This is a genomic window from Burkholderia metallica (assembly GCF_902832845.1).
Classification (GTDB): Bacteria; Pseudomonadota; Gammaproteobacteria; order Burkholderiales; family Burkholderiaceae; genus Burkholderia; species Burkholderia metallica.
Map to the genome: position 1 here is coordinate 84,378 of NZ_CADFDB010000007.1, position 20,423 is coordinate 104,800.

Sequence of the window (20,423 nt, forward strand, 5' to 3'; positions counted from 1 at the left end):
GCATGAAAATCGCCATCGTCGGCGCAGGTCTGATCGGCCACACCATTGCTCACATGCTGCGTGAAACGGGCGACTACGAAGTCGTCGCGTTCGACCGCGATGCCGATGCGCTCGCGAAGCTGTCGCGCGAAGGCATCGCGACGCAGCGGGTCGATTCGGCCGACGCCAACGCGATTCGCGAAGCAGTGAAGGGCTTCGATGCGCTTGTCAACGCGCTGCCTTACTACCTCGCCGTGAACGTCGCCGCCGCCGCGAAGGCTGCCGGCGTTCACTACTTCGACCTGACCGAAGACGTGCGCGCGACCCATGCGATCCGCGAACTGGCCGAAGGCTCCGACCGTGCGTTCATGCCGCAGTGCGGCCTCGCGCCGGGCTTCATCGGTCTCGCCGCGCACGAACTGGTGAACGGCTTCAGCGAAGTGCGCGACGTGAAGATGCGCGTCGGCGCGCTGCCCGAGTATCCGACCAACGCGCTGAAGTACAACTTGACGTGGAGCGTCGACGGCCTGATCAACGAATACTGCCAGCCGTGCGAAGCGATCCGCGACGGCCGCAAGCAGTGGGTGCAGCCGCTCGAGGGCCTCGAGCACTTCTCGCTCGACGGCACCGAATACGAAGCGTTCAACACGTCGGGCGGCCTCGGCACGCTGTGCGAGACGCTGTCGGGCAAGGTCGAGACGCTCGACTACAAGTCGGTGCGCTATCCGGGCCACCGCGATCTCGTGCAGTTCCTGCTCGAAGACCTGCGCCTGTCGACCGACCGCGATACGCTGAAATCGATCATGCGCCGCGCGGTGCCGTCGACGAAGCAGGACGTCGTGCTGGTGTTCATCACGGTGACGGGCGTGAAGGACGGCCAGCTCGTGCAGGACGTGTTCACGCGCAAGATCTTCGCGAAGGACGTGTGCGGGATGCACATGAGCGCGATCCAGATCACGACGGCCGGCGCGATGTGCGCGGTGCTGGATCTGTTCCGCGAAAAGAAGCTGCCGCAGAGCGGTTTCATCCCGCAGGAAAAGGTGTCGCTGAAGGCGTTCCTGTCGAACCGCTTCGGCAAGCTGTACGAAGGCGGCACGATGGAGCGCATGCACGCGGTGGCCTGACCACCCGCCGGTTTCAGGCACGAGGGCCGTACGACGCCGGGAGCGCAGCAGCGCTTCCGGCGTTGTTTTTTGTGCGAGGCGGAGAAGCGGGGGCGGTCAGGCCGGCAGCGGCGGGACGAGCGTCGTCGCCGGCGGAGGCGGAGGCGGCGCGATGCGGTGCAGCAGCGCATCGACGTCGGCGTCGGACGGCGCGGTGTTGTCGAACATCACGATGCCTTCGCATTCGTGGCCGGTCGGCACGAAGCGGCGCTGCCGGTATTCGTCCCAGTGCGTGAGCTTGTATGCATCGTTCGGGTTGCCGCGCGCGACGATGCGCTGGTGCGCGACGTCTTCCGACGTATGGACCCAGACGACCGTCAGCGTGACGTCGGGTGCGATGCCGAGCCACGCGCGGTCGAGAATGCGGCGATCGCGCACTTCGCGCGACAGCGGTCCGACGACGAGCGCGCCGATGCCGAGCGCGAGATTTTCACGGGCCGTGTCGAGCAGGCCCTGGTATTCCGGATCGCGCAGGTGCTTCAGGTAGAGCGGGCTGTCGCGGTCGTTCGGATCCTCGGTGAGCGCGCCCATCGCGGCCGAGCTGTAGCGGCCGTACAGCGTGTCCTTGTCGAGCAGGCAGAAGGCTTCGCCGGTCGCGCGCATCAGTGGCCCGATGAGCCGCTTCGCGAGGGTGGTCTTGCCGGTGCCGGCGTGACCGCAGAAGAACACCAGGTGCGTCACGAAACCTTGCCTCCCGGCCGCGGGGGCGACGCGCCGTTGCGCTTGTCGCCGCGCGAGAAGACTTCCGCTTCCAGCCACATCGCGTTGATGATGCCGAAGCCGAGCGCCACGCCGATGCCGAGTATCCACGAGAAATACCACATGGGTCTGTCTCCTTGACGGTTGGGCCGCACGGCCGTGCGGCGTGTGTACCGAAGTGCCCGGTGCGCATGCTGCGGCGCACGCAGCCCGATCATGACCAATATCGCCGTGCCACGCAAGCCGGGCCGCCTGCGCAGCAAACCGGTAAACTGATGCGAAAACCGCAACGTCAAGTCACTGACAACATGCTGATCAACTGTGCTGCATACCAGGACGGCCGCAAGCTGGCCGACATCGAAATCGACGCCATCAGCGAGTACGTGTCGAAGCCCGAATGCTTCGTGTGGGTCGCGCTGAAGGATCCGACACCCGAGGAAATCGACCTGATGGGCGAGGAGTTCGGGCTGCACGAGCTGGCGCTCGAAGATGCCCGCAAGGGGCACCAGCGGCCGAAGATCGAGGAGTACGGCGATTCGCTGTTCGCGGTGCTGCATACGGTCGAGCTCGACGACGACGGCGAATTCAAGGTGGGCGAGCTGAACGTGTTCGTCGGCCCGAACTACGTGCTGTCGATCCGCAACCATACCGAGCAGGATTTCCGCGAAGTGCGCAAGCGCTGCGAGCGCGAGCCCCATCTGTTGCAGGAAGGTTCGGCGTTCGTGTTCTACGCGCTGATGGACCAGGTCGTCGACCGCTATTTCCCGATTCTCGAAACGCTCGGCACCGAGCTCGAGGAGCTCGAGGATCGCATCTTCGCGAAGGCCACGCCCGCGTCGTCGCGCGTGATCATCGAGGATCTCTATTCGCTGAAGCGCCGGCTCGTGCTGCTGTACCAGCATACGGCGCCGCTGATCGAGCCGCTCGCGAAGCTCACCGGCGGACGCATCCCGCAGATATGCAGCGGGATGGAGCATTACTTCCGCGACGTGTACGACCATCTGCAGCGGATCGTGAAGACGATCGAAGGGCGGCGCGAGATGGTCGTGACGGCGATCCAGGTCAACCTCGGGATGATCTCGCTCGCCGAGAACGAGGTGACCAAGCGGCTCGGCTCGTTTGCCGCGTTGTTCGCGATTCCGACGATGATCGCCGGCATCTACGGGATGAACTTCGCGAACATGCCCGAGCTGCACCTGAAATACGGTTTCTACGGCTGCATCGCCGTGATGCTCGCGGCCGATCTCGGGCTGTGGTGGCGCTTCAAGCGGGCAGGGTGGCTGTAGCCGCCGTCCGCGGCAAGCGGGCGAGCGGCGAGTCGGGCCGCTAGCGCGGTGCGTGCTTGCCGATCACGACGCGCCACGGCCGCACGCGCCATGATTTCACGAGGCCGTTCTGGACGTACGGATCGGCACGCGCGAACGATTCGGCGGCCTCCGGCGAATCGCCTTCGAACACGAGCACGGCCTGGTCGGCGGGGTCCGACAGCGCACCCGCGAGCACGAGTTCGCCGCGCTCCGTCGCGGCCTGTGCCAGTGCGAGATGCTGGGCGCGAAACGGTTCGCGACGGGTCAGGTAGTCGTCGACGAGTTCGTAGATCAACTGGTAATGCATGGTGGCTCCAGGCGTCGGTTGCGGCCGCCGAATGGCAGGCGGCCGGCTCAGTATAGGTCACCCGGTGGCCGTTGGCAGCGCGGTTTGCGTGGCACGCCGACGGGCCGCCGAGTGTTGCCGCGGATCGAAAATGTATGGCCTGGTTTCGCCGGTTCCTATCGGGAAAATGCAACTAACGGTCTAGTGCTTCAACGTCGTCGCGTTGATCCGCGCATTCGCGCCGGTGAACACATTGCTTCGATCGGTCTATAGAAAAAGGGGCTGCCACGTGCGTTCCGGATCCGGATTTCTGCGGCGGCGATGGCCATTCGACTGGACAGAAAGGGGGCGACACCGGCCGCCTCGCGAGGGCGTTTCCATTGGCCGGAAATGCGACCTATGCTGAACGAATCCGGAGCGAACTCCGTTCGCCCGATTCGCCCAGACGAGGTGTGCCATGCCAGTGTCAGCCACCCTGCAGGATTGCCTGCGCCAGAAGTCATCGCGGTACGAAGTGGTGTACCACCCCTATAGTCATACGAGCATGGAGACGGCCGCCGCCGCGCACATTCCCGGCGATCGGCTCGCGAAAACCGTGCTCCTCGAAGACGGCGAAGGCTATGTCGCCGCCGTATTGCCGAGCACGTATGCCGTGCGCCTGTCGGATCTCTGGGTGAAGACGGGGCGCCATCTCGTGCTCGCCCGGGAGGTCGAACTGCGCGAACTGTTCAAGGATTGCGACATGGGCGCGTTGCCGCCGGTCTGCATGGCGTACGGGATGAAGACTTTTCTCGAGGAGCGCCTCGCGCAGCAGCCGGAAGTGTATTTCGAGGCAGGCGACCACGAAGCGCTGATTCACATGATGCAGGATGAATTCCTGGCGTTGATGGAGGCCGCCGAACGCGCGCATTTCTCGCACAAGATGCAGGGCATGCATTCCTGAGTGACGCGCTTGATACTTGGAGCCGGTGCTGCCGAGGTCGCGGCGTTCGGGCGCGCACGCCGGCGACAAGCTAGCCATTTTGAATCGGGCTGTGGCGACGGTCGCGCCGCAAGTCGTGCGCGGACGGACGGGGTTGTCGACGATGGCGAAGAGGTTGCGGCAGGACTTGGGGCTGTCTGGAATGGCAAATATCTAATTTTACATAATCAACATTATCAGTTATTTGTGTTGTAGTGGCTAGATTGAAATGTCCGCTTTTGGCTACATAGAAATGTCCGCTAACGGGCCACGGAAGCTGTCCGGCCACCGGGTGTCCGGCGCCGGAGGCTGCGATGGCTGCTACGGAGCGGATCACGATGACGATGCGCGAGCTGGACAGGTTCAAGGTCATTCAGGACGTAGCCGACGGGAAGCTCAAGCCGTGGCGTGCGGCCGAACGGCTGGAGTTGACGACACGGCAGATCCGGCGGCTGGTCGCCCGGCTGCGTGAGCACGGCCCGGCGGGATTGGTGTCGGGACATCGAGCGAAGCCCGGCAACCGTCGTCTGGATCCAGGAGCCGCCGACCGGGCCCTGTCGATCATCCGAGATCGCTACGCCGATTTCGGACCGACACTGGCCTGCGAGAAGCTCTGGGAGTGTCACGGCATTCGGCTGGCCAAGGAAACGGTCAGGAAGCTGATGACGGACGCCGGGCTCTGGATTCCGCGCCGGCAACGACCGCCGAAGATCTACCAACCGCGAGCGCGCCGGGCATGCCTGGGTGAACTGATCCAGATCGACGGCAGCGATCATCGATGGTTCGAGGAGCGGGCGCCATTCGACATCGTCCGCAACACAGGATGAAATGCGATGCCGAGGTCGAGCATATGCCGCTGTACCGAAGCGCGACCCCGGCGAGACGTCACGAACGATTTGCCTCGATGACGCGCATCCCGCACGACCTGCCGATTCGCCACGAACGTCGCCTCCAGTTCCCTTGACTGCCTGAATGCGTGCACCCGTCCGCACGCCGCGACGATCCGCCATCACCCCACCCGCCCTCGCCTCGCCGCCTCACGCGGCAACTACCACTACTGCCAGTACCTCCGCCGTTCGTGCGCCCGTACTCTTGTCGGCATCGCTGGCGCGCCGTTCGAGGCTGCGCCGCTTCGACCGGAGACACGACAGATGCCATTCGACTGGACGCAGGAACAGCATGCGACGCTCGCGCGCTTTCGCGACATCGGCGCGGAGATCGCCGCCGCGCAGCGCGACGCGCGCGCGCCTGCAGGATTCGATGAAGCCGGCTGGGCCCGGCTCGGCCAGGAAGGACTGTGGGACATGATCGTCCCGGAAACATACGGCGGCGACGGTTACGGCTGGTGGCACTTTTCCGCGGCGCTCGAAGGGCTCGCATCGTCGATCCGCCGCCCGGCGCTGTTGCTGTCGGTGATCGCGCAGGCCGGCATGGTGCGCGCGCTCGAACGCTACGGCACGCCGATGCAGCAGGATCGCTACTTCGGCGCGATCCTGCGCGGCGAGCTGAGCGCGACGGCGATCGCCGAGCCGGGCACCGGCACCGACGTGCGCAGCATCGCGACGAAGCTGGTCGCACATGACGACGGCTACCGGCTGACCGGCAGCAAATTCAACATCGCGCACGCGCCGCTTGCGCGCTTCATCCTCGTCGTCACGCGCATCGAAACGCCCGGCCGGCGCAACACCGCGCTCGTGATCGTCGATCGCGACCAGCCGGGCATGACCGTCGCCGAACCCGACCGCAAGCTCGGCCTCGACGATCTGCCCACCGGCGCACTGCATTTCGACGACTGCCCGATCGCGCGTGGCCAGTTGCTGGGCGAACCGGGCGCCGGGCTCGGCAACCTGATCGACATCATTTCTCTCGGCCGCCTCTACTACGGGCTCGTCGCCGCGCAGGTGACGGCGCCGTATCTGCGCGACGCGATCGGCTACTGCCGCGAGCGGCGCAGCTTCGACAGCACGATCGACGCGCACCAGTACGTGCAGCGCCGCCTGGTCGACCTGCAGATCGGCATCGAGCGCGGCACGTGGCTCGCGCGCGGCGCGCTCGCGCAGTTGCTGACGGACCACCCGCAAGCGCTGATGACCTGCTCGATCGCGAAACTGGTCGGCGCGCAGGATCTCGTCGACAGCGCGCTCGGCCTCGTGCGGCTGTACGGCAGCCTCGGCTACCAGGCCGGCCCGGTGGCCGCGTTCGCGTCGGACGCGCTGGGCTTCATGAGCGTCGGCGGCACCGAGGAAATGCATCGCAAGAACATCTTCAACCAGATGATGCGCGCCGGCTGAGCGCGTGCGCCATCGATATGCGTATCACACGCCCTACAGGAAACCACGCATGACAACGACCCACCGACGTCCTTCCCGCCTGCGCCGCTCCTGGCTGTTTCTCGCCGGCGCCGATCACGATGCACTCGTCGCCGGCGCCGCGAGCGGCGCGGACGTACTGATCCAGGAACTCGAAACCTTCACGCCGCCCGACCGGCGCCCCGCCGCGCGCGAACTCAGCGAGCGCGTGCTCGCGGGCTGGCGCGATGCCGGCATCCTCGCGTCGGTGCGCGTGAATCCGCTCGATGCGGGCGGCATCGACGACCTGCGCGCCGCGATGCGCGGCCGGCCGGACATCGTGATGATGTCGTACGTGGCGACGCCCGAGCAGGTCGTCGCGCTCGACGAAGCCGTCACGCGTTTTGAGCGTGAATACGATATCGCCCCCGGCTCGACGGAACTGGTGCCGAACATCGAGACGACGCTCGGGCTCGTGAACACGATGGCGATCGCACGTTCGAGCCCGCGCGTGTCGGCGGTACTCGTCGCGACCGAGGACATGGTGGCCGACATGTGCGCGGAGCGCACCCGTGCGGGGCGCGAGCTCGATTATGTGCGCTCGCGCTTTCGTGTCGAATGCGCGGCGGTCGGCGTCACCGCGATCGATTGCCCGTACAGCTATGCCGACAACGAAGGCGCGGAACTCGACATGCGCGTGTCGCGTGGCCTCGGATATCAGGCCAAGGCGATCGTCAACGGACAGTTCGTGCCGGTCGTCAATGGCGTGCTCACGCCGACGGCCGACGAAGTCGCCCTCGCCCGCCGCGTGATCGACGCGTTCGACACCGCACGGCGGGAGTCCGGCGGCCGCCGTGTCGCCGCGGCCGTGGTCGACGGTTTCCTCGCGGAAGTCCCCGATTATCTTGCCGCGCATCGGCTGATCGCCCGCGCGACGCAATTCGGCATTGCATGAGGCCCGCCATGGATACGATCGCCACGCGCCTGAAGGCGCTGAAAACCCTCGCGCATGCGGCGCCGCACGTTCAGGCCGGTAACTGGCCCGACACGCCGCAAGCGCAGTTCGAACACTGGTTCGACGAGGCCGTTGCCGCGGGCGCCGTCGAACCGCAGGTGATGACGCTGTCGACGGTCCGCCCGGACGGACGGCCCGATGCGCGCTCCGTCGTACTGCTGAACGTCGACGCGCGCGGCTGGCATTTTGCGGCGAGCACGCGCAGCCCCAAGGGACGTCAGATCGACAACCGGCCGTTCGCCGCGCTGACGTTCTATTGGCCGGCGATCGCGAGTCAGGTGCGCTTGAGCGGCCCGGTCGAACGGCTGCCGGCCGCCGAAGGCCGCGCCGATTTTGCGGGTCGTCCCGAGCGTTCGCGCGCGAGCATCCTGGCCGGACGGCAAAGCGAACGGCTCGACGATCCCGACGACCTGACGCGTGCGATCGACGCACAGCTCGAGCGGCTGGCGGCCGATCCCGCGCTTGTGTCGGACGACTGGCACCTGTACGCGCTCGCGCCGGACGAAGTCGAATTCTGGCGCGCCGACAGCGCGCGCCGCTTCGCGCGGCAGGCGTACCGCCGTGCCGGTCAGCACTGGGAGAGGTGCGCGCTATGGCCTTGAAGTTCGACGCACCCCCGTCGCAACCGGGCGGCACGCCGCATGACCGAATCCACGACCGGATGCACGAAGACACGCTGCTCATGCACGCGGGCCGCGACAGCGCGTCCTGGTACGGTTTCGTCAATCCGCCCGTCTACCACGCGTCGACCGTGCTCAGTCCGACCGTATACGATCTGCTGAACCGCACGCAGCCGTATATCTACGGCCGCCGCGGCACGCCGACGAGCGAGGCGCTCGAGCGCGCGGTGACGAGCCTCGAAGGCGGCGCCGGTACGGTGCTGTGTCCATCGGGTCTGTCCGCGTGCACGCTCGCGCTGCTGTCGTGCCTGAAGCCGGGAGATCACCTGCTGATGACCGCATCGGTGTACGGCCCGGCGCGCCATGCGTGCGAAGGCGTGCTCGCGCGGCTCGGCGTCGAGACGACCTGGTACGACGACATCACGTCGGTCGCGACCGCGTTCCGTCCGAACACGCGCGCGCTGTACATCGAAGTGCCGGGTTCCTATACGTTCGAGATGCACGATATCCCGGCGCTCGTCCAGCTCGCCCACGCGCACGGTGCGCTCGTCATTGCCGACAACAGCTGGGCTTCGCCGCTTTTCTTTCAGCCGCATGCGTTCGGCATCGACCTGTCGATCCAGTCCGGCACCAAGTATCTGGTCGGGCATGCCGACGCGATGCTCGGCACCGTGTCGGGCAACGAACGCGCATGGCCTGCGTTGAAGCAGCTTCATGGCGATCTCGGACTGTGCGCCGGCCCCGACGACGTCTATCTCGCGCTGCGCGGGTTGCGCACGCTCGGCGTGCGGCTGCGTCAGCACCAGCGCAATGCGCTAGCGGTCGCGACCTGGCTCGCGACGCGCGCCGAAGTGCAGCGCGTGCTGTACCCGGCCCTGCCCGGCGACGACGGACACGCGTTGTGGCGCCGCGATTTTCGTGGCGCGTCGGGGCTGTTCTCGATCGTGCTACAGCCGGCGCCGTCGCATGCGATCGAAGCGTTTCTCGACCACCTCGCGCTGTTCGGGCTCGGCTATTCATGGGGCGGCTACGAGAGCCTCGCACTGCCGTTCGAGCTGGATGAGCATGGCCTCGCAGCGCGCTGGCCGGCCGGCAGCCGTGGCGTGCGCCTGCACATCGGCCTCGAGGACCCGGACGACCTGATCGCCGATCTCGCGGCCGGTCTCGATCGCTACGCGGCGTGCGCACGGCAGGCCGCCTGCGAGGATGCCGCGCGATGCTGACCGTCTGGGGCCGTCGCACGTCGTTCAACGTGCAGAAGGTGCTATGGCTGATCGGCGAGCTGGGCGTGCCTTACCGGCACATCGCGGCAGGCGGTGAACACGGCTCGCTGCAGACGCCCGCGTTCGCGGCGCTGAATCCGACCTGCCGGATTCCGGTGATCGACTGGGATGGCGACGTCGTGTGGGAGTCGCACACGATCCTGCGCTATCTGGCCGCACGCGTACCGAACAATCCGTTCTGGTGCCGCGACGCATTCGCCCGTTCGCGCGCGGAGCGCTGGATGGACTGGTCGCAGACCGCGCTCGAACCCGACGTGATGACCGGGCTGTTCTGGGCGCTCGTGCGAACGCCGCCCGAGCGGCGCGACGATGCGCTCGTGCGCGACAAGGCCGCGCGCAGCGCGACGCATTTCAAGCTGCTCGACCGCTTGCTGTCGACCCAGCCGTTCCTTGGCGGTGCGACGCCGGGCCTGGCCGACATCCCGGCCGGCGCGACGCTGTTCCGCTATTTCTCGCTCGACGTCGAGCGGCCGCCGTTGCCGCACGTCGAGGCCTGGTACGCCCGTCTGTGCCGACGGCCCGCCTATCGCGAACAGGTGATGGTGTCGTTCGACGCGTTGCGCGGCCAGCCGGGCTGACTGCCCGCGTGACGGCTTTCCCGACCTCACGCACTCACGACCCTCTCGACACGTCATGACGCACACTGCCCTTCGTCCGATCCTGATCGTCCTGCATCGCGAACAATCGAGCCCCGGCCGGATCGGCCGGCTGCTTGCCGCCCGCGGCCATCCGCTCGACATTCGCCGCCCGCCGCTCGGCGATCCGCTGCCGGCGACACTGGCCGACCATGCGGGCGCCGTGGTGTTCGGCGGCCCGATGAGCGCGAACGACGGCGATCGCTGGATTCAGGATGAAATCGACTGGATCGGCGTGCCGCTGCGCGAGGCCGTGCCTTTTCTCGGCGTGTGTCTCGGTGCGCAGATGATGATCCGCCACCTGGGCGGCCGCGTGAACACGCATCGGGACGGGCGCGCGGAAATCGGCTATTGGCCGATCGCCGCGACGCCCGCCGGCCGGCGGCTCGGATCGTGGCCGTCGCACGTGTACCAGTGGCATCGCGAGGGCTTCGAGCGCGTTGCCGGGCTCGAGATTCTCGCGACCGGCGAGCACTTCGAGAACCAGGCCGTGCGCTACGGGCCGCACGCGTACGGCGTGCAATTCCATCCGGAAGTGAGCTATCCGATGATGCGGCGCTGGAGCACGGCCGCCGCGCACAAGCTGTCGGCTCCCGGTGCGCAGGATCTCGCGACGCAGGCAAGCGAAGGCCGGCGGCACGACCGCGCGACGGCCGCGTGGCTCAGCGCGTTTCTCGACCGCTGGCTCGCCGATGCGCCGGCGTCAGTTGAGCACGGTCACGTCGGAGATGCTGATCAGCCCCCACTCGACCGCCCGCAGCACGGCCTCATGCCGACGTGACACGTTGAACTTGCGGCGGATGTTCATGAAGTGGAAATTGATGCACGACTCGGTCACGTTCAGGATGTGGCCGATTTCCCACGACGTTTTGCCGGCCGCATGCCAGCGCAGGCATTCGACTTCCCGCCGGCTGAGCCGCGGCACGCTGTCGGGCGGTGCATGGCAGCGCGTGCCGGCGATCGCTTCGCACGCGACGTCGCGCAGCAGCGTCAGCGCCGCGAGATGGCGGTCGCAGTGCTCGCGCGTGGCGGCGAGCTCGTCCGTACACGCGCACAACAGCATGCCGACCTCGCCCTTCGCACCGCGCACCGGCAGCACGACGCCGCTGCGCATGCCGTACGCGGCCGCCGCTTCGTAACACGGCCGCTGCTCCGGCCGCGCGAACAGCGCATCGTCCCAGACGAGCGGCAGTGCCGAGCGGAAGCAATGCCGCAGCATCGGGTCGACACGGTCGAATTGACGCTGCCGGTAAAGCGCCGTCCAGCCGGGCACGCCGCTGCTCCACTTGCGCGCGAGATCGAACGACGCACCGGCAAACGGCAACACGATCAGCACGATCTTGTCGAATCCCATTCCGGCGGCGGCGTCGGTCATTCTCTGCCATGACGCGTCCGTGTCGCCGGGTACCAACCATTTCAGACAATCCAGTCCATTCATACAAGCCACCCCGTTCGTTTAGTTGGAATCTGCACTCAGGCGGACTTGCGCAATCGGTTCGAGACGTTGCGCGCGAACGGGCCGCGCTAGACCGCCTCGGTCAGACGTCGCCGGCCCGCCTGCTTCGCGTCGTCGAACGAAGCCGTCACGTCGAACGGAATGCCGAACGCCTTTTCGATGCCGGACGCGTTCGCGAGGGCTGCTTCGCGCTCGGCCGGGTCCGGTTCGATCGTGATGAGCGCGCGGCAGACCGCGGCGAGCGCGGCGCGGTTCCGCTTGAGCCACATGCCGCGCTCCTTGCGGTCGTCGTGCGCTTCGTCCGGGCGGGCCGGCGGAAAGATCATGACAAACGGCTCGCCGTGCCGCATCAGCGCGTGCATGTCGTGGAGCCAGCGCTGCGCGTAGCCGGCGGATGCGATCGCGTCGTTGCGCACGACGACGAGCGGAAATTCCGTGACGTCGAATACGGCGAGCATGGTCAGGTCGGGCGGCATGGCGCCGGCGTGGTGGATAGGCATCGGGTCAGTCTCCATCGAATTGAACAGCATGGGTCGGAACGGGCCGCGCAGCGCCCGCTTCATCGTTTCGCGGCGGCGCCGGGGCCGAACGGCGGACGGGCGAGCCAGACCACCGCGATCACGGCGAGATACACGCAGCCGAGCGCGAACGAAACGTCGTTGAACGAGATCTGGTACGCCTGCGCGTCGACCAGGTTGCCGAGCAGCGTCGCCGCGCGTTGCGGATCGCCGCCGCCGAGGCGGGCGACTTCGGCCCGCACGGCCGGGTCGAACGCGCTCACGTGCTCGCTCAGCTGTGCGTGGTGCAGGATCGCGCGGCGGTCCCACAGGAACGATGTGATCGACACCGCGAAGCTCGCGCCGAGCGTGCGCAGGAACGTCGACAGGCCGGAACCGGCGGCGATCTCGTCCGGCTTCAGGTCGGACAGCAGGATGCTGTTGATCGGCATGATGAACAGCGCGAGACCGAGGCCCTGCAACAGCTGGATCAGCGCGATGTGCGCGAAGTCGATGTCGGGCACGAAGCCCGCACGCAGGAACGACGACGTGCCGAGAATCGCGAACGCGCAGCACACGAGCACGCGCATGTTGAAGCGCGGCGCGTACTTGCCCATGAACGGCGTCATCAGCACCGGGATCACGCCCATCGGCGCGACGGCGAGGCCGGCCCAGAACGCCGTGTAGCCGAGAGTGCGCTGCAGCCACTGCGGCACGATCACGTTGACCGCGAAGAACGCCGAATACGCGAGTACGAGCGTCAGCGTGCCCGCTGCGAAGTTGCGATGCGCGAAGAGCCGCAGGTTCACGATCGGATTGGGCTCGTTGAGCTCCCAGATCAGGAACAGCGCGATGCCGAACGCGGCGACCACCGACATCACGACGATGAACGTCGAGTTGAACCAGTCGGCCTCGTTGCCCTTGTCGAGCACGATCTGCAGCGCGCCGACGCCGACGATCAGCGCGGCGAGGCCGACATAGTCGACGCGCGCGGCCACCGTCGTCTCGACGCGCGCACGCATCTGCGCGAACACGCACATCGCCGCGAACACGCCGATCGGCAGGTTGATCAGGAACGCCCAGCGCCACGAGTAATGCTCGGTGACCCAGCCGCCGAACACGGGCCCCGCGATCGGCGCGACGACGGTGACCATCGCGATCATCGACAACGCAAAGCCGCGCCGCTGCGGCGGGTAGATCGACAGCATCAGCGCCTGCGTGGTCGGGATCATCGGCCCGGCCACCAGGCCCTGCAGCGCGCGGAACGCGACGAGCTGCGGCAGGTTCTGCGCGAGGCCGCACAACAGCGACGCGAATGTGAACGCGAGCGTCGCCCAGACGAACAGCCGTACCTGCCCGACGCGCTTGACGAGAAACCCGGTCAGCGGCAACGCGATCGCATTGCTGACCGAGAACGTCGTGACGACCCATGCGCTTTGCGTCGTGCTCACGCCGAAGTTGCCGGCGATCGTCGGCAGCGATACGTTCGCGACGGTGCCGTCGAGTACCTGCATGAAGACCGCGAGCGCGAGGCCGAAGGTGGTCAGCCCGACGCTCGACGGACGAAAGCCGCTGTCGGCGGCCGCCATCGGGCCGCTCATCGCACCGCCTCCGTACGCACCGTCGCCGGCAGGTTCGCATGGATTACATCGGCGATCAGGCTGTCGGCTCGCGCGAGCTCGTCGCGGTACACGTCGGTGCGAAATACCGGCGCGCGCTGTTCGTGACGCGACAGCATCGCGCCGCTGCGGTCGTGCTGGTCGACCCGCGCGTGCATCGACAGGCCGATGCGCAGCGGATGCGCATCGAGCTGCGCCGGCTCCGTCAGTTCGATGCGGACCGGCAGCCGCTGCACGATCTTGATCCAGTTGCCCGTTGCGTTCTGCGCGGGCAGCAGCGAGAACGCGCTACCGGTGCCGACGCCGAGACTCTGCACGCGGCCCGTATAGCGCACGCCGTCACCGTACACGTCGGCGGTCAGTTCGACCGGCTGCCCGATACGCATGTGTTCGAGCTGTTTCTCGGTGAAGTTCGCATCGACCCACAGCTCGCGCAGCGGCACGACCGCGAGCAGCGGCACGCCGGGCGACACACGTTGCCCGACCTGCACCGTCCGCTTCGCGACGTAGCCGGTGACGGGCGTGACGACGTCGGTGCGTGCATGCGCGAGGTAGGCGGCCCGCAGTCGCTCGGCCGCGGCCTGCACGTCCGGGTGCGACGCGACCGCGGTGTCGTCGATCAGCGCCTTGCTCGTCTGGTGCTGTTCGCTGAGGGTCGCGAGCGCGCTCTGCGCGGCGGCGTACGCACTTTGCGCGGATGTCAGCGTGTCGCGTGCATGCGCGAGTTCTTCACGTGAAATCGCGCCGGAGCGGCCGAGATCCTCGCGTCGGGCGTAGTCGGCTTTCGCCTTGTCGAGTGCGGTGCGGCGTGCGTCGAGTTCCGCGCGTGCGCCGTCGATGCTGTTCGCCAGCCCGCGTTCGTTGCTGTACAGGCCGCGCACCTTGCGCACCGTTGCCGCGAGATCGGCCTGGGCGGTCGCGAGCGCGATCTGCGCGTCGCTCGGATCGAGACGGACGAGCGGCGTGCCGGCGCGTACGAGGTCTCCGTCGTCCGCATCGATCGACACGACGGTGCCCGTCACCTGCGGCGTCAGCTCGACGACGTTGCCTTGTGCGTATGCGTTGTCGGTGGATTCGTACCAGCGTCCGACGAGCACGTACCAGATGCCCCAGCCGACGATGCCGAACACGAACGCGGCGATGAGCGCGCGCACCAGGTGCTTGCGCCGCGCGGGCGGCGGTGGCGGCGCCGAGGGTGCGACACCGCCCGGCGCTGGTTGCGTGCGGGCGTCCGCCCCGCTCGGCGCGCGCGGCGCGGCGGTGTGGTCGGCCGCCGGCTGCTGGCGGGCGCTGGCGGGATCGGCGGCGGCCGGCCGCGCGGGAGTCTGCAAGGAGTTGTCGCTGCTCATGGTTCGATGTCAAGGATGTTGGGAAGGAGTGGCGGCGAGCGCGACGTCATCCGGCTCGGCGTGAAAGCCGCCGCCGAGCGCGGCGACGAGCTGCAGCGACTGGTCCGCGCGTTGCGCGCGCAACGCGGCGACCTCGCGGCTCGCGACCAGCAGTTGCTGGCGCACGACGAGCGCGTCGAGGTAGCTGCCGACGCCGGCCCGGTAGCGCGCATCCGCGAGCCGCCATGCATCGGTGGCGGAGTCGAACGCGCGCTGCTGCGCGTCCGTCTGCACGGCGAGCGAATGCAGCCGCTGCAGATCGTCGGCCACTTCGCCGATCGCACCGATCAGCGTCTTGTTGTAGCCGGCGACCGCGAGGTCGTATTGCGCATCGCGCCTGCGCAGCACGCCGCGCCGCTCGCCGCCGTCGAAGATCGGCAGGCTCACGGCCGGGCTGACGTTGTAGGTGCGCGACGCGGCCTGGAACAGCGACGCGCCGCCGCGTGTCGCGAGCCCGATCAGCGCGGTGAGACTGACGTTGGGCAGGAAATCCGCACGGGCGGCCGCGACGTTGCGGCCGGCCGCCTCGACCCGCCAGCGCGCGGCGACGAGATCGGCGCGCCGGCCGAGCAGCGCGGCCGGCAGGTCGGCCGGCACCGCGAGCGCGGCGGCCGGCAGCGGCGCGGGCCGCACGAGCGCGAGGCCGCGATCGGGGCCTGCGCCGAGCAGGATCGCGAGCGCGATGCGTGCGCTGTCGATCGCCTGCGCGGCGCGCGCCTGCTCGCGCGTCGCGGCCGCGACCTCGCTTTCCGCCTGGCGCTGCTGCGCGACGTTGTCGATGCCTTTCGTGACGCGCTGGCGCGTGAGCGTGAGCGCTTCGTCGGCGCGCGCGTACTCGGCCCGCGCGACGTCCTGCTGATCGAATGCGTACGCGAGATTCACGTAGGCGCGCGCAACGTTGACCGACAGCAGCACGCGGGCGGCCTGCACATCGATCCGTGCGGCGCGCGCTTCGCCGAGCGCGGCTTCCCACGCGGCACGGCGGCCGCCCCACAGATCGAGGTCCCAGCTCAGGCCAAGATTGATCTCGCGCGTGTGACTGAAGAAGCCGCCGCCCTCGCCCGACGAAAACTGGGTGCCGGACAGGCGTTCGGCCTTCGCGCCCCCACGGCCGACGAGATGCGGCAGCCGTGCGGCCTGGGCTTCGATCACCAGCGCCTGCGCTTCGCGGGCGCGTGCATCGGCGGTCGCGAGATCGGGGTTGCCGGCGAGTGCTTCGTCGATCAGCGCACTCAGTTGCGCATCGTTCAGCGCACGCCACCAGTCGGCGGCCGGCCAGTCGCCGGTCGGCGCATGCGCGAGGCTGCGCGACGCGGCGAGCGTATCGGCGCCGCGCAGCGTGCCGGCCGGCGCGAGTCCGTCGCGGCTCGCGCACGCGCCGAGCACGACGAGCGCCGCGGCGACGGCGATTCGCGACACGGCGCGCAGCGCGCCGGTACCGCGTATCCAGGGAGCAAGTGCTGCATGCATCGCATTCCTCTGCTTCGTATCGGTTTGAACACGACATGCATTGTTGGACGCCCCCGGACAAAGCTGATAATGTTGTTTAGACAAAAAATAATGAATTCCGGCCATGCCTATCCGAGACGTTTCTCCCCCGCGCACCGTGCAGCACGCCGACTCCGATCCGAGCGAACGTGAGGACGGCCCGTCGCTGATCGCCGTCTGGGGCGAGGACGACGGCAGCAACACGTACCGGCTCGGCACTCGCGAGGTCGACTGGCACAGCCATCTGCGCGGCCAGGTGTTCTGCGTGGAAAGCGGTTTCGCGCACGTGCGCACGCCGCACGGTTCGTGGCTGCTGCCGCCGCATCGCGCGGGATGGATTCCGCCGGGCGAGCAGCACAAGGTCAGCATCAGCGGTGCGTTGAGCGGGTGGAGCGTCGTGATCGCGCCGGCCGCGAGCCGGCGCATGCCGGGCCGGCCGTGCGTGATCGCGATCACCGAGCTGATGCGCGCGCTCGTGCGGCGCGCGGTGTCGTGGGCCGACCAGGACCGGCTCGACGTCGAGCAGGCGCGTATGGGCCTCGTGCTGCTCGACGAGATGCGCCGCGCGCCGCACGAGCCGCTGCATTTGCCGATGCCGCGCGACCGGCGGCTGCTTCGGATCGCCAACGCGATCCTCGGGCAGCCGCACGACGGCCGCACGCTCGAAGCGTGGGCCGAATGGGCAGGACTGTCCGCCCGCACGCTGAGCCGGCTGTTCGTCGCGGAAACGGGCACGAGCTTCGCGCAATGGCGTCAGCAGGCGCGTCTCACGCATGCGCTCGAACGTCTCGCGAGCGGCGACAGCGTCGCCAACATCGCCGACGCGCTGGGCTATGCGACGCCGAGCAACTTCATCGCGATGTTCCGCCGCGCATTCGGCGACTCGCCCGCGCATTACTTCGCGAAGCGCAGGCAGCCGTAGCGCCGCGCGGCTTTACCCTGCCCCTATCACCCCTGCCAGTACAGCACCGGCATCGACGTCGCTATAGTCGCCGTGCGACCGGCCGGTCGGTCGCGCAACGTGACTTGTGGAGGGTGTCGATGTCGAATGCCGTTGGGTCGGACCACACGCCGATCGTCTCCGAGCAGCAGCTCGCCGATCATCTGGCCGCCGGCTGCAAGCAGGCCGCGCAGTTCCGGATCGGTACCGAGCACGAGAAGTTCGTCGTCGTGCGTGCGACGCATGCGGCCGCGCCTTACGACGGTCCGTCCGGGATCGCCGCGGTGCTCGCGCGGCTGCAACGCGACGGCACGCCGATCGTCGATGCCGGACGGATCGTCGGCGTGATCCAGCGGGACGGCGCGGCGATTTCGCTCGAGCCGGCCGGTCAGCTCGAACTGTCGGGCGCGCCGCTCGATACGCTGCACGACACGCATGCGGAACTGCATGCGCATCTCGCCGCGGCCAGTGACGCGTGCAATGCGCTCGGCCTGCGCTGCGCGCCGCTGGGTTTTCATCCTCACCTGGCGCGCGCGGCGCTGCCGTGGATGCCGAAGCAGCGCTACGGGATCATGCAGCGCTACATGCCGCGCGTCGGCACGCGCGGGCTCGACATGATGCAGCGCACCTGCACCGTGCAGGTCAACCTCGATTTCGCGTCGGAAAGCGACATGGCGCGCAAGATGCGCGTGTCGCTCGCGCTGCAGCCGGTCGCCACCGCGCTGTTCGCGAATTCACCGTTTTCCGACGGCCGGCCGAGCGGCCTGCTGTCGACGCGCGCACACACGTGGCTCGACACCGACGAGGATCGCTGCGGAGCGCCCGCGCTGTTCCTGTCGCGCAGCTTCGGGTTCGAGCGCTACGTGAGCTGGCTGCTCGACAACGTGCCGATGTATTTCGTGCGGCGCGGCGACCGCTATGTGGATGCGACCGGCTGGACGTTCCGCGATTTCATGCGACGCCGCATTCCGCATCTCGAAGGCGACACACCGACGCTCGGCGATTTCGCCGACCATCTGACGACGGTCTTCACCGACGTGCGGCTGAAGCGCTATCTCGAGATGCGCGGCGCCGATGCGGGCTCGCCCGCGATGATGGTCGCGCTGTCCGCGTTCTGGACCGGCCTGCTGTACGATCCGGCCGCGCTGTCGGAGGCCGAGACGCTGGCCGCCGCGATCGATCGTGGCGCGTTGCTGACGTTGCGGCGCGACGTGCCGCGTTTCGGGCTCGGCACATCGGTCGACGGCCGTCCGTTGCGCGCGTTGGCGGCCGATGCGCTGGCGATCGCGCATCGAGGCCTGCGCACGCGGGCGCGCACGGATGCGGCCGGCCGCGATGAATCCGTGTATCTCGCGCCGCTCGACGAGATCGTCGCCGGCGCGCCGACCCAGGCCGAGCACTGGCTCGCCCGCTATCGCGACGCGTGGGCCGGCGACGCGACGCGGATCTATGACGAAGCCGAGATCTGAGCGGGTCGCGCGGGGCCGCTCATGCGCAGCATGCGAGCAGCGGCTCGTGCGCGAACTCGGTGCCCGGCACCGGCGCATGGCCCCGCCGCCGCGCCCGCACCGCGTGCGCGAGCGTCTCCAGGAGCTGCGCGGTATCGGCGAACGACACGCACGCGTCGGTGATGCTCTGCCCGTAGCGCAGCGGCATGCCGGGCACGAGATCCTGGCGCCCTTCGATCAGGTTCGACTCGATCAGCACGCCGACGATGCGCGTGTCGCCGGCCGCGACCTGGGCGGCGACGGCCGCGCCGACGCCCAGCTGATTGCGGAACTGGCGGCGGCTGTTGCCGTGGCTGACGTCGATCATCACGCGCGGTGCCCACTGCGCGGCCGCCATGCGCTCGCATGCGGCATTCACGGCGGCCGCGTCAAAATTCGGTTCGCGCCCGCCGCGCAGCACGACGTGCGTGTGCGGATTGCCGGGAGACGCCGTCGCGCATAGCCGGCCGCACGCATCGACCGACAGGAAGCGATGTGCGCGCGCGGCCGCGCACATCGCATCGACGGCCACCTGAACGTTGCCGTCGGTGCCGTTCTTGAAGCCGATCGGGATCGGCAGCCACGACGCCAGCTCGCGATGCACCTGCGATTCCACCGTGCGTGCGCCGATCGCGCCCCATGCGACCAGATCGGCCAGGTAGCACGGCGACAGCGGATCGAGAAACTCGGTTGCCGCCGGCATCTCCGCTCCGTTGAGGTCGCACAGCAGCGCGCGCGCCGTATGCAGCCCCGTGTCGATCCGTTCGCTGCCGTCCAGCAGCGGATCGTTGATGAGCCCTTTCCAGCCGACCGTCGTGCGCGGCTTCTCGAAGTACACGCGCATCACGATTTCCAGCTCGTCCGCGAATCGTGCGCGTTGCAGCGCGAGCCGTGCCGCATAGTCGCGCGCCGCGGCCGGATCGTGCACCGAGCACGGGCCGGCGATGACCACGAGACGATCGTCCGTGCCGTTCAGCACGTCGACGATCGCCTGGCGAGCCGCATGAACCGTGCGCGATGCGCGCAGCGTCGGCTGCAGCGCACCGGTCAGTTCCGCGGGGGACGGCAAGTGCAGCACGGTGTCACGGTTCGCCATCCAGGCGTTTGAATGCATGGGGACTGCCCTCCTGTCGATGATTAGGTGGATTTTTCACTACAGCGCGACTTTATTGAGTGGTGCTTTCCACGCGCAACTAACATAGTTGCCAGTTTTAATTCATAACCTTATGAATGACAGGAATAAGCGAAATTTCACGAAATTTAAGTATTGGGTTCTCGTGTCGTCGAAGTGCGCCGCGGGCCGGGAATTCGA

General features: G+C 68.0%; 20 protein-coding genes and 1 pseudogene. 12 read left to right on the top strand and 9 right to left on the bottom strand.

The window, feature by feature from the left end; genetic code table 11:
* The first annotated feature begins 2 nt into the window (after positions 1–2).
* A complete protein-coding gene (locus HWX08_RS20145; RefSeq protein WP_069256736.1) occupies positions 3–1,103 on the top strand; it encodes a saccharopine dehydrogenase family protein in 1,101 nt (366 codons plus the stop codon).
* Positions 1,104–1,199: 96 nt separating this feature from the next.
* Here the strand turns inward: HWX08_RS20145 and HWX08_RS20150 are convergent, their stop codons facing one another.
* Positions 1,200–1,823: a P-loop nucleotide/nucleoside kinase family protein gene (locus HWX08_RS20150; protein WP_174921933.1), complete on the bottom strand. Its 624-nt coding sequence runs from the start codon at positions 1,821–1,823 to the stop codon at positions 1,200–1,202.
* Positions 1,820–1,966 (bottom strand): cytochrome bd-I oxidase subunit CydX, encoded by a 147-nt coding sequence (gene cydX / locus HWX08_RS20155; RefSeq protein ID WP_174921932.1) that lies wholly within the window; start codon positions 1,964–1,966, stop codon positions 1,820–1,822. The genes HWX08_RS20150 and cydX overlap by 4 nt, the downstream gene beginning before the upstream one ends.
* A 183-nt stretch (positions 1,967–2,149) precedes the next feature.
* Between cydX and corA the strand changes: the two genes are divergently transcribed.
* The gene (gene corA, locus HWX08_RS20160) at positions 2,150–3,127 is read left to right on the top strand and encodes a magnesium/cobalt transporter CorA (RefSeq protein WP_069256733.1); all 978 of its coding nucleotides are present in this window, start codon (positions 2,150–2,152) and stop codon (positions 3,125–3,127) included.
* Between the two features lie 40 nt (positions 3,128–3,167).
* Here the strand turns inward: corA and HWX08_RS20165 are convergent, their stop codons facing one another.
* A complete protein-coding gene (locus HWX08_RS20165) occupies positions 3,168–3,455 on the bottom strand; it encodes a YciI-like protein (RefSeq protein ID WP_069256732.1) in 288 nt (95 codons plus the stop codon).
* A gap of 436 nt (positions 3,456–3,891) precedes the next feature.
* Between HWX08_RS20165 and HWX08_RS20170 the strand changes: the two genes are divergently transcribed.
* The 8 genes and pseudogenes from HWX08_RS20170 to HWX08_RS20205 all read left to right on the top strand — a co-directional run bounded on the left by HWX08_RS20170 (position 3,892) and on the right by HWX08_RS20205 (position 11,017).
* Complete coding sequence (locus HWX08_RS20170) at positions 3,892–4,377, top strand: aminoacyl-tRNA deacylase (RefSeq protein ID WP_174921931.1); 486 nt, start codon at positions 3,892–3,894, stop codon at positions 4,375–4,377.
* A 332-nt stretch (positions 4,378–4,709) separates the two neighbouring features.
* Positions 4,710–5,195, top strand: a pseudogene (locus tag HWX08_RS20175) (helix-turn-helix domain-containing protein); the annotation flags it as partial.
* A 351-nt stretch (positions 5,196–5,546) separates the two neighbouring features.
* Positions 5,547–6,686, top strand: coding sequence for an acyl-CoA dehydrogenase family protein (locus HWX08_RS20180; RefSeq protein WP_174921930.1), 1,140 nt, complete (start codon positions 5,547–5,549; stop codon positions 6,684–6,686).
* Positions 6,687–6,735: 49 nt separating this feature from the next.
* Entirely contained in the window at positions 6,736–7,638 is a 903-nt protein-coding gene (locus HWX08_RS20185) for an HpcH/HpaI aldolase/citrate lyase family protein (protein ID WP_174921929.1), read from the top strand.
* Positions 7,639–7,646: 8 nt separating this feature from the next.
* Positions 7,647–8,300 (top strand): pyridoxine/pyridoxamine 5'-phosphate oxidase, encoded by a 654-nt coding sequence (locus HWX08_RS20190; protein WP_174921928.1) that lies wholly within the window; start codon positions 7,647–7,649, stop codon positions 8,298–8,300.
* 59 nt (positions 8,301–8,359) lie between these two features.
* Entirely contained in the window at positions 8,360–9,541 is a 1,182-nt protein-coding gene (gene metC / locus HWX08_RS20195; protein WP_174921973.1) for a cystathionine beta-lyase, read from the top strand.
* Positions 9,535–10,179, top strand: a complete 645-nt coding sequence (locus HWX08_RS20200; RefSeq protein WP_174921927.1) for a glutathione S-transferase family protein — start codon at positions 9,535–9,537, stop codon at positions 10,177–10,179. Before metC ends, HWX08_RS20200 begins: the two co-directional genes overlap by 7 nt.
* Positions 10,180–10,234: 55 nt before the next feature.
* On the top strand, positions 10,235–11,017 hold the full coding sequence (locus HWX08_RS20205; RefSeq protein WP_069256714.1) for a glutamine amidotransferase: 783 nt from the start codon (positions 10,235–10,237) through the stop codon (positions 11,015–11,017).
* On the opposite strand, the gene HWX08_RS20210 is transcribed toward HWX08_RS20205, so the two are convergent.
* The 5 genes from HWX08_RS20210 to HWX08_RS20230 form a co-directional block, all read right to left on the bottom strand.
* Complete coding sequence (locus HWX08_RS20210; RefSeq protein WP_084636018.1) at positions 10,940–11,674, bottom strand: autoinducer binding domain-containing protein; 735 nt, start codon at positions 11,672–11,674, stop codon at positions 10,940–10,942. The two genes, HWX08_RS20205 and HWX08_RS20210, sit on opposite strands and share 78 nt — an antisense overlap.
* A gap of 86 nt (positions 11,675–11,760) precedes the next feature.
* The gene (locus tag HWX08_RS20215) at positions 11,761–12,192 is read right to left on the bottom strand and encodes a hypothetical protein (RefSeq protein WP_174921926.1); all 432 of its coding nucleotides are present in this window, start codon (positions 12,190–12,192) and stop codon (positions 11,761–11,763) included.
* A gap of 59 nt (positions 12,193–12,251) precedes the next feature.
* Positions 12,252–13,790: a DHA2 family efflux MFS transporter permease subunit gene (locus HWX08_RS20220; protein WP_174921925.1), complete on the bottom strand. Its 1,539-nt coding sequence runs from the start codon at positions 13,788–13,790 to the stop codon at positions 12,252–12,254.
* Entirely contained in the window at positions 13,787–15,157 is a 1,371-nt protein-coding gene (locus tag HWX08_RS20225; protein WP_244122744.1) for an HlyD/EmrA/EmrK family protein, read from the bottom strand. The genes HWX08_RS20220 and HWX08_RS20225 overlap by 4 nt, the downstream gene beginning before the upstream one ends.
* Before the next feature lie 9 nt (positions 15,158–15,166).
* Positions 15,167–16,666 (bottom strand): efflux transporter outer membrane subunit, encoded by a 1,500-nt coding sequence (locus tag HWX08_RS20230; protein WP_175807045.1) that lies wholly within the window; start codon positions 16,664–16,666, stop codon positions 15,167–15,169.
* 103 nt (positions 16,667–16,769) lie between these two features.
* On the opposite strand from HWX08_RS20230, the gene HWX08_RS20235 reads away from it, so the two are divergent.
* Both HWX08_RS20235 and HWX08_RS20240 read left to right on the top strand, forming a co-directional pair.
* Entirely contained in the window at positions 16,770–17,606 is an 837-nt protein-coding gene (locus tag HWX08_RS20235) for an AraC family transcriptional regulator (protein ID WP_069256710.1), read from the top strand.
* A 119-nt stretch (positions 17,607–17,725) separates the two neighbouring features.
* A complete protein-coding gene (locus HWX08_RS20240) occupies positions 17,726–19,093 on the top strand; it encodes a glutamate--cysteine ligase (RefSeq protein ID WP_174922671.1) in 1,368 nt (455 codons plus the stop codon).
* Positions 19,094–19,112: 19 nt separating this feature from the next.
* Here HWX08_RS20240 and HWX08_RS20245 read toward each other — a convergent pair whose 3' ends face one another.
* Positions 19,113–20,225 carry a 3-deoxy-7-phosphoheptulonate synthase gene (locus HWX08_RS20245; RefSeq protein ID WP_174922670.1) on the bottom strand — a complete coding sequence of 371 codons (1,113 nt, stop codon included), beginning with the start codon at positions 20,223–20,225 and terminating at the stop codon, positions 19,113–19,115.
* Positions 20,226–20,423 lie beyond the last annotated feature (198 nt).

Excerpts from the sequence above, each read along its gene's own strand:
- HWX08_RS20145 (WP_069256736.1), top strand. The coding sequence starts at position 3 with ATGAAAATCGCCATCGTCGGCGCAGGTCTGATCGGCCACACCATTGCT.
- cydX (WP_174921932.1), bottom strand. The coding sequence starts at position 1,966 with ATGTGGTATTTCTCGTGGATACTCGGCATCGGCGTGGCGCTCGGCTTC.
- corA (WP_069256733.1), top strand. The coding sequence starts at position 2,150 with ATGCTGATCAACTGTGCTGCATACCAGGACGGCCGCAAGCTGGCCGAC.
- HWX08_RS20165 (WP_069256732.1), bottom strand. The coding sequence starts at position 3,455 with ATGCATTACCAGTTGATCTACGAACTCGTCGACGACTACCTGACCCGT.
- HWX08_RS20170 (WP_174921931.1), top strand. The coding sequence starts at position 3,892 with ATGCCAGTGTCAGCCACCCTGCAGGATTGCCTGCGCCAGAAGTCATCG.
- HWX08_RS20180 (WP_174921930.1), top strand. The coding sequence starts at position 5,547 with ATGCCATTCGACTGGACGCAGGAACAGCATGCGACGCTCGCGCGCTTT.
- HWX08_RS20185 (WP_174921929.1), top strand. The coding sequence starts at position 6,736 with ATGACAACGACCCACCGACGTCCTTCCCGCCTGCGCCGCTCCTGGCTG.
- HWX08_RS20190 (WP_174921928.1), top strand. The coding sequence starts at position 7,647 with ATGGATACGATCGCCACGCGCCTGAAGGCGCTGAAAACCCTCGCGCAT.
- metC (WP_174921973.1), top strand. The coding sequence starts at position 8,360 with ATGCACGAAGACACGCTGCTCATGCACGCGGGCCGCGACAGCGCGTCC.
- HWX08_RS20200 (WP_174921927.1), top strand. The coding sequence starts at position 9,535 with ATGCTGACCGTCTGGGGCCGTCGCACGTCGTTCAACGTGCAGAAGGTG.
- HWX08_RS20205 (WP_069256714.1), top strand. The coding sequence starts at position 10,235 with ATGACGCACACTGCCCTTCGTCCGATCCTGATCGTCCTGCATCGCGAA.
- HWX08_RS20210 (WP_084636018.1), bottom strand. The coding sequence starts at position 11,674 with ATGAATGGACTGGATTGTCTGAAATGGTTGGTACCCGGCGACACGGAC.
- HWX08_RS20215 (WP_174921926.1), bottom strand. The coding sequence starts at position 12,192 with ATGCCTATCCACCACGCCGGCGCCATGCCGCCCGACCTGACCATGCTC.
- HWX08_RS20220 (WP_174921925.1), bottom strand. The coding sequence starts at position 13,790 with ATGAGCGGCCCGATGGCGGCCGCCGACAGCGGCTTTCGTCCGTCGAGC.
- HWX08_RS20225 (WP_244122744.1), bottom strand. The coding sequence starts at position 15,157 with ATGAGCAGCGACAACTCCTTGCAGACTCCCGCGCGGCCGGCCGCCGCC.
- HWX08_RS20230 (WP_175807045.1), bottom strand. The coding sequence starts at position 16,666 with ATGCATGCAGCACTTGCTCCCTGGATACGCGGTACCGGCGCGCTGCGC.
- HWX08_RS20235 (WP_069256710.1), top strand. The coding sequence starts at position 16,770 with ATGCCTATCCGAGACGTTTCTCCCCCGCGCACCGTGCAGCACGCCGAC.
- HWX08_RS20240 (WP_174922671.1), top strand. The coding sequence starts at position 17,726 with ATGTCGAATGCCGTTGGGTCGGACCACACGCCGATCGTCTCCGAGCAG.
- HWX08_RS20245 (WP_174922670.1), bottom strand. The coding sequence starts at position 20,225 with ATGCATTCAAACGCCTGGATGGCGAACCGTGACACCGTGCTGCACTTG.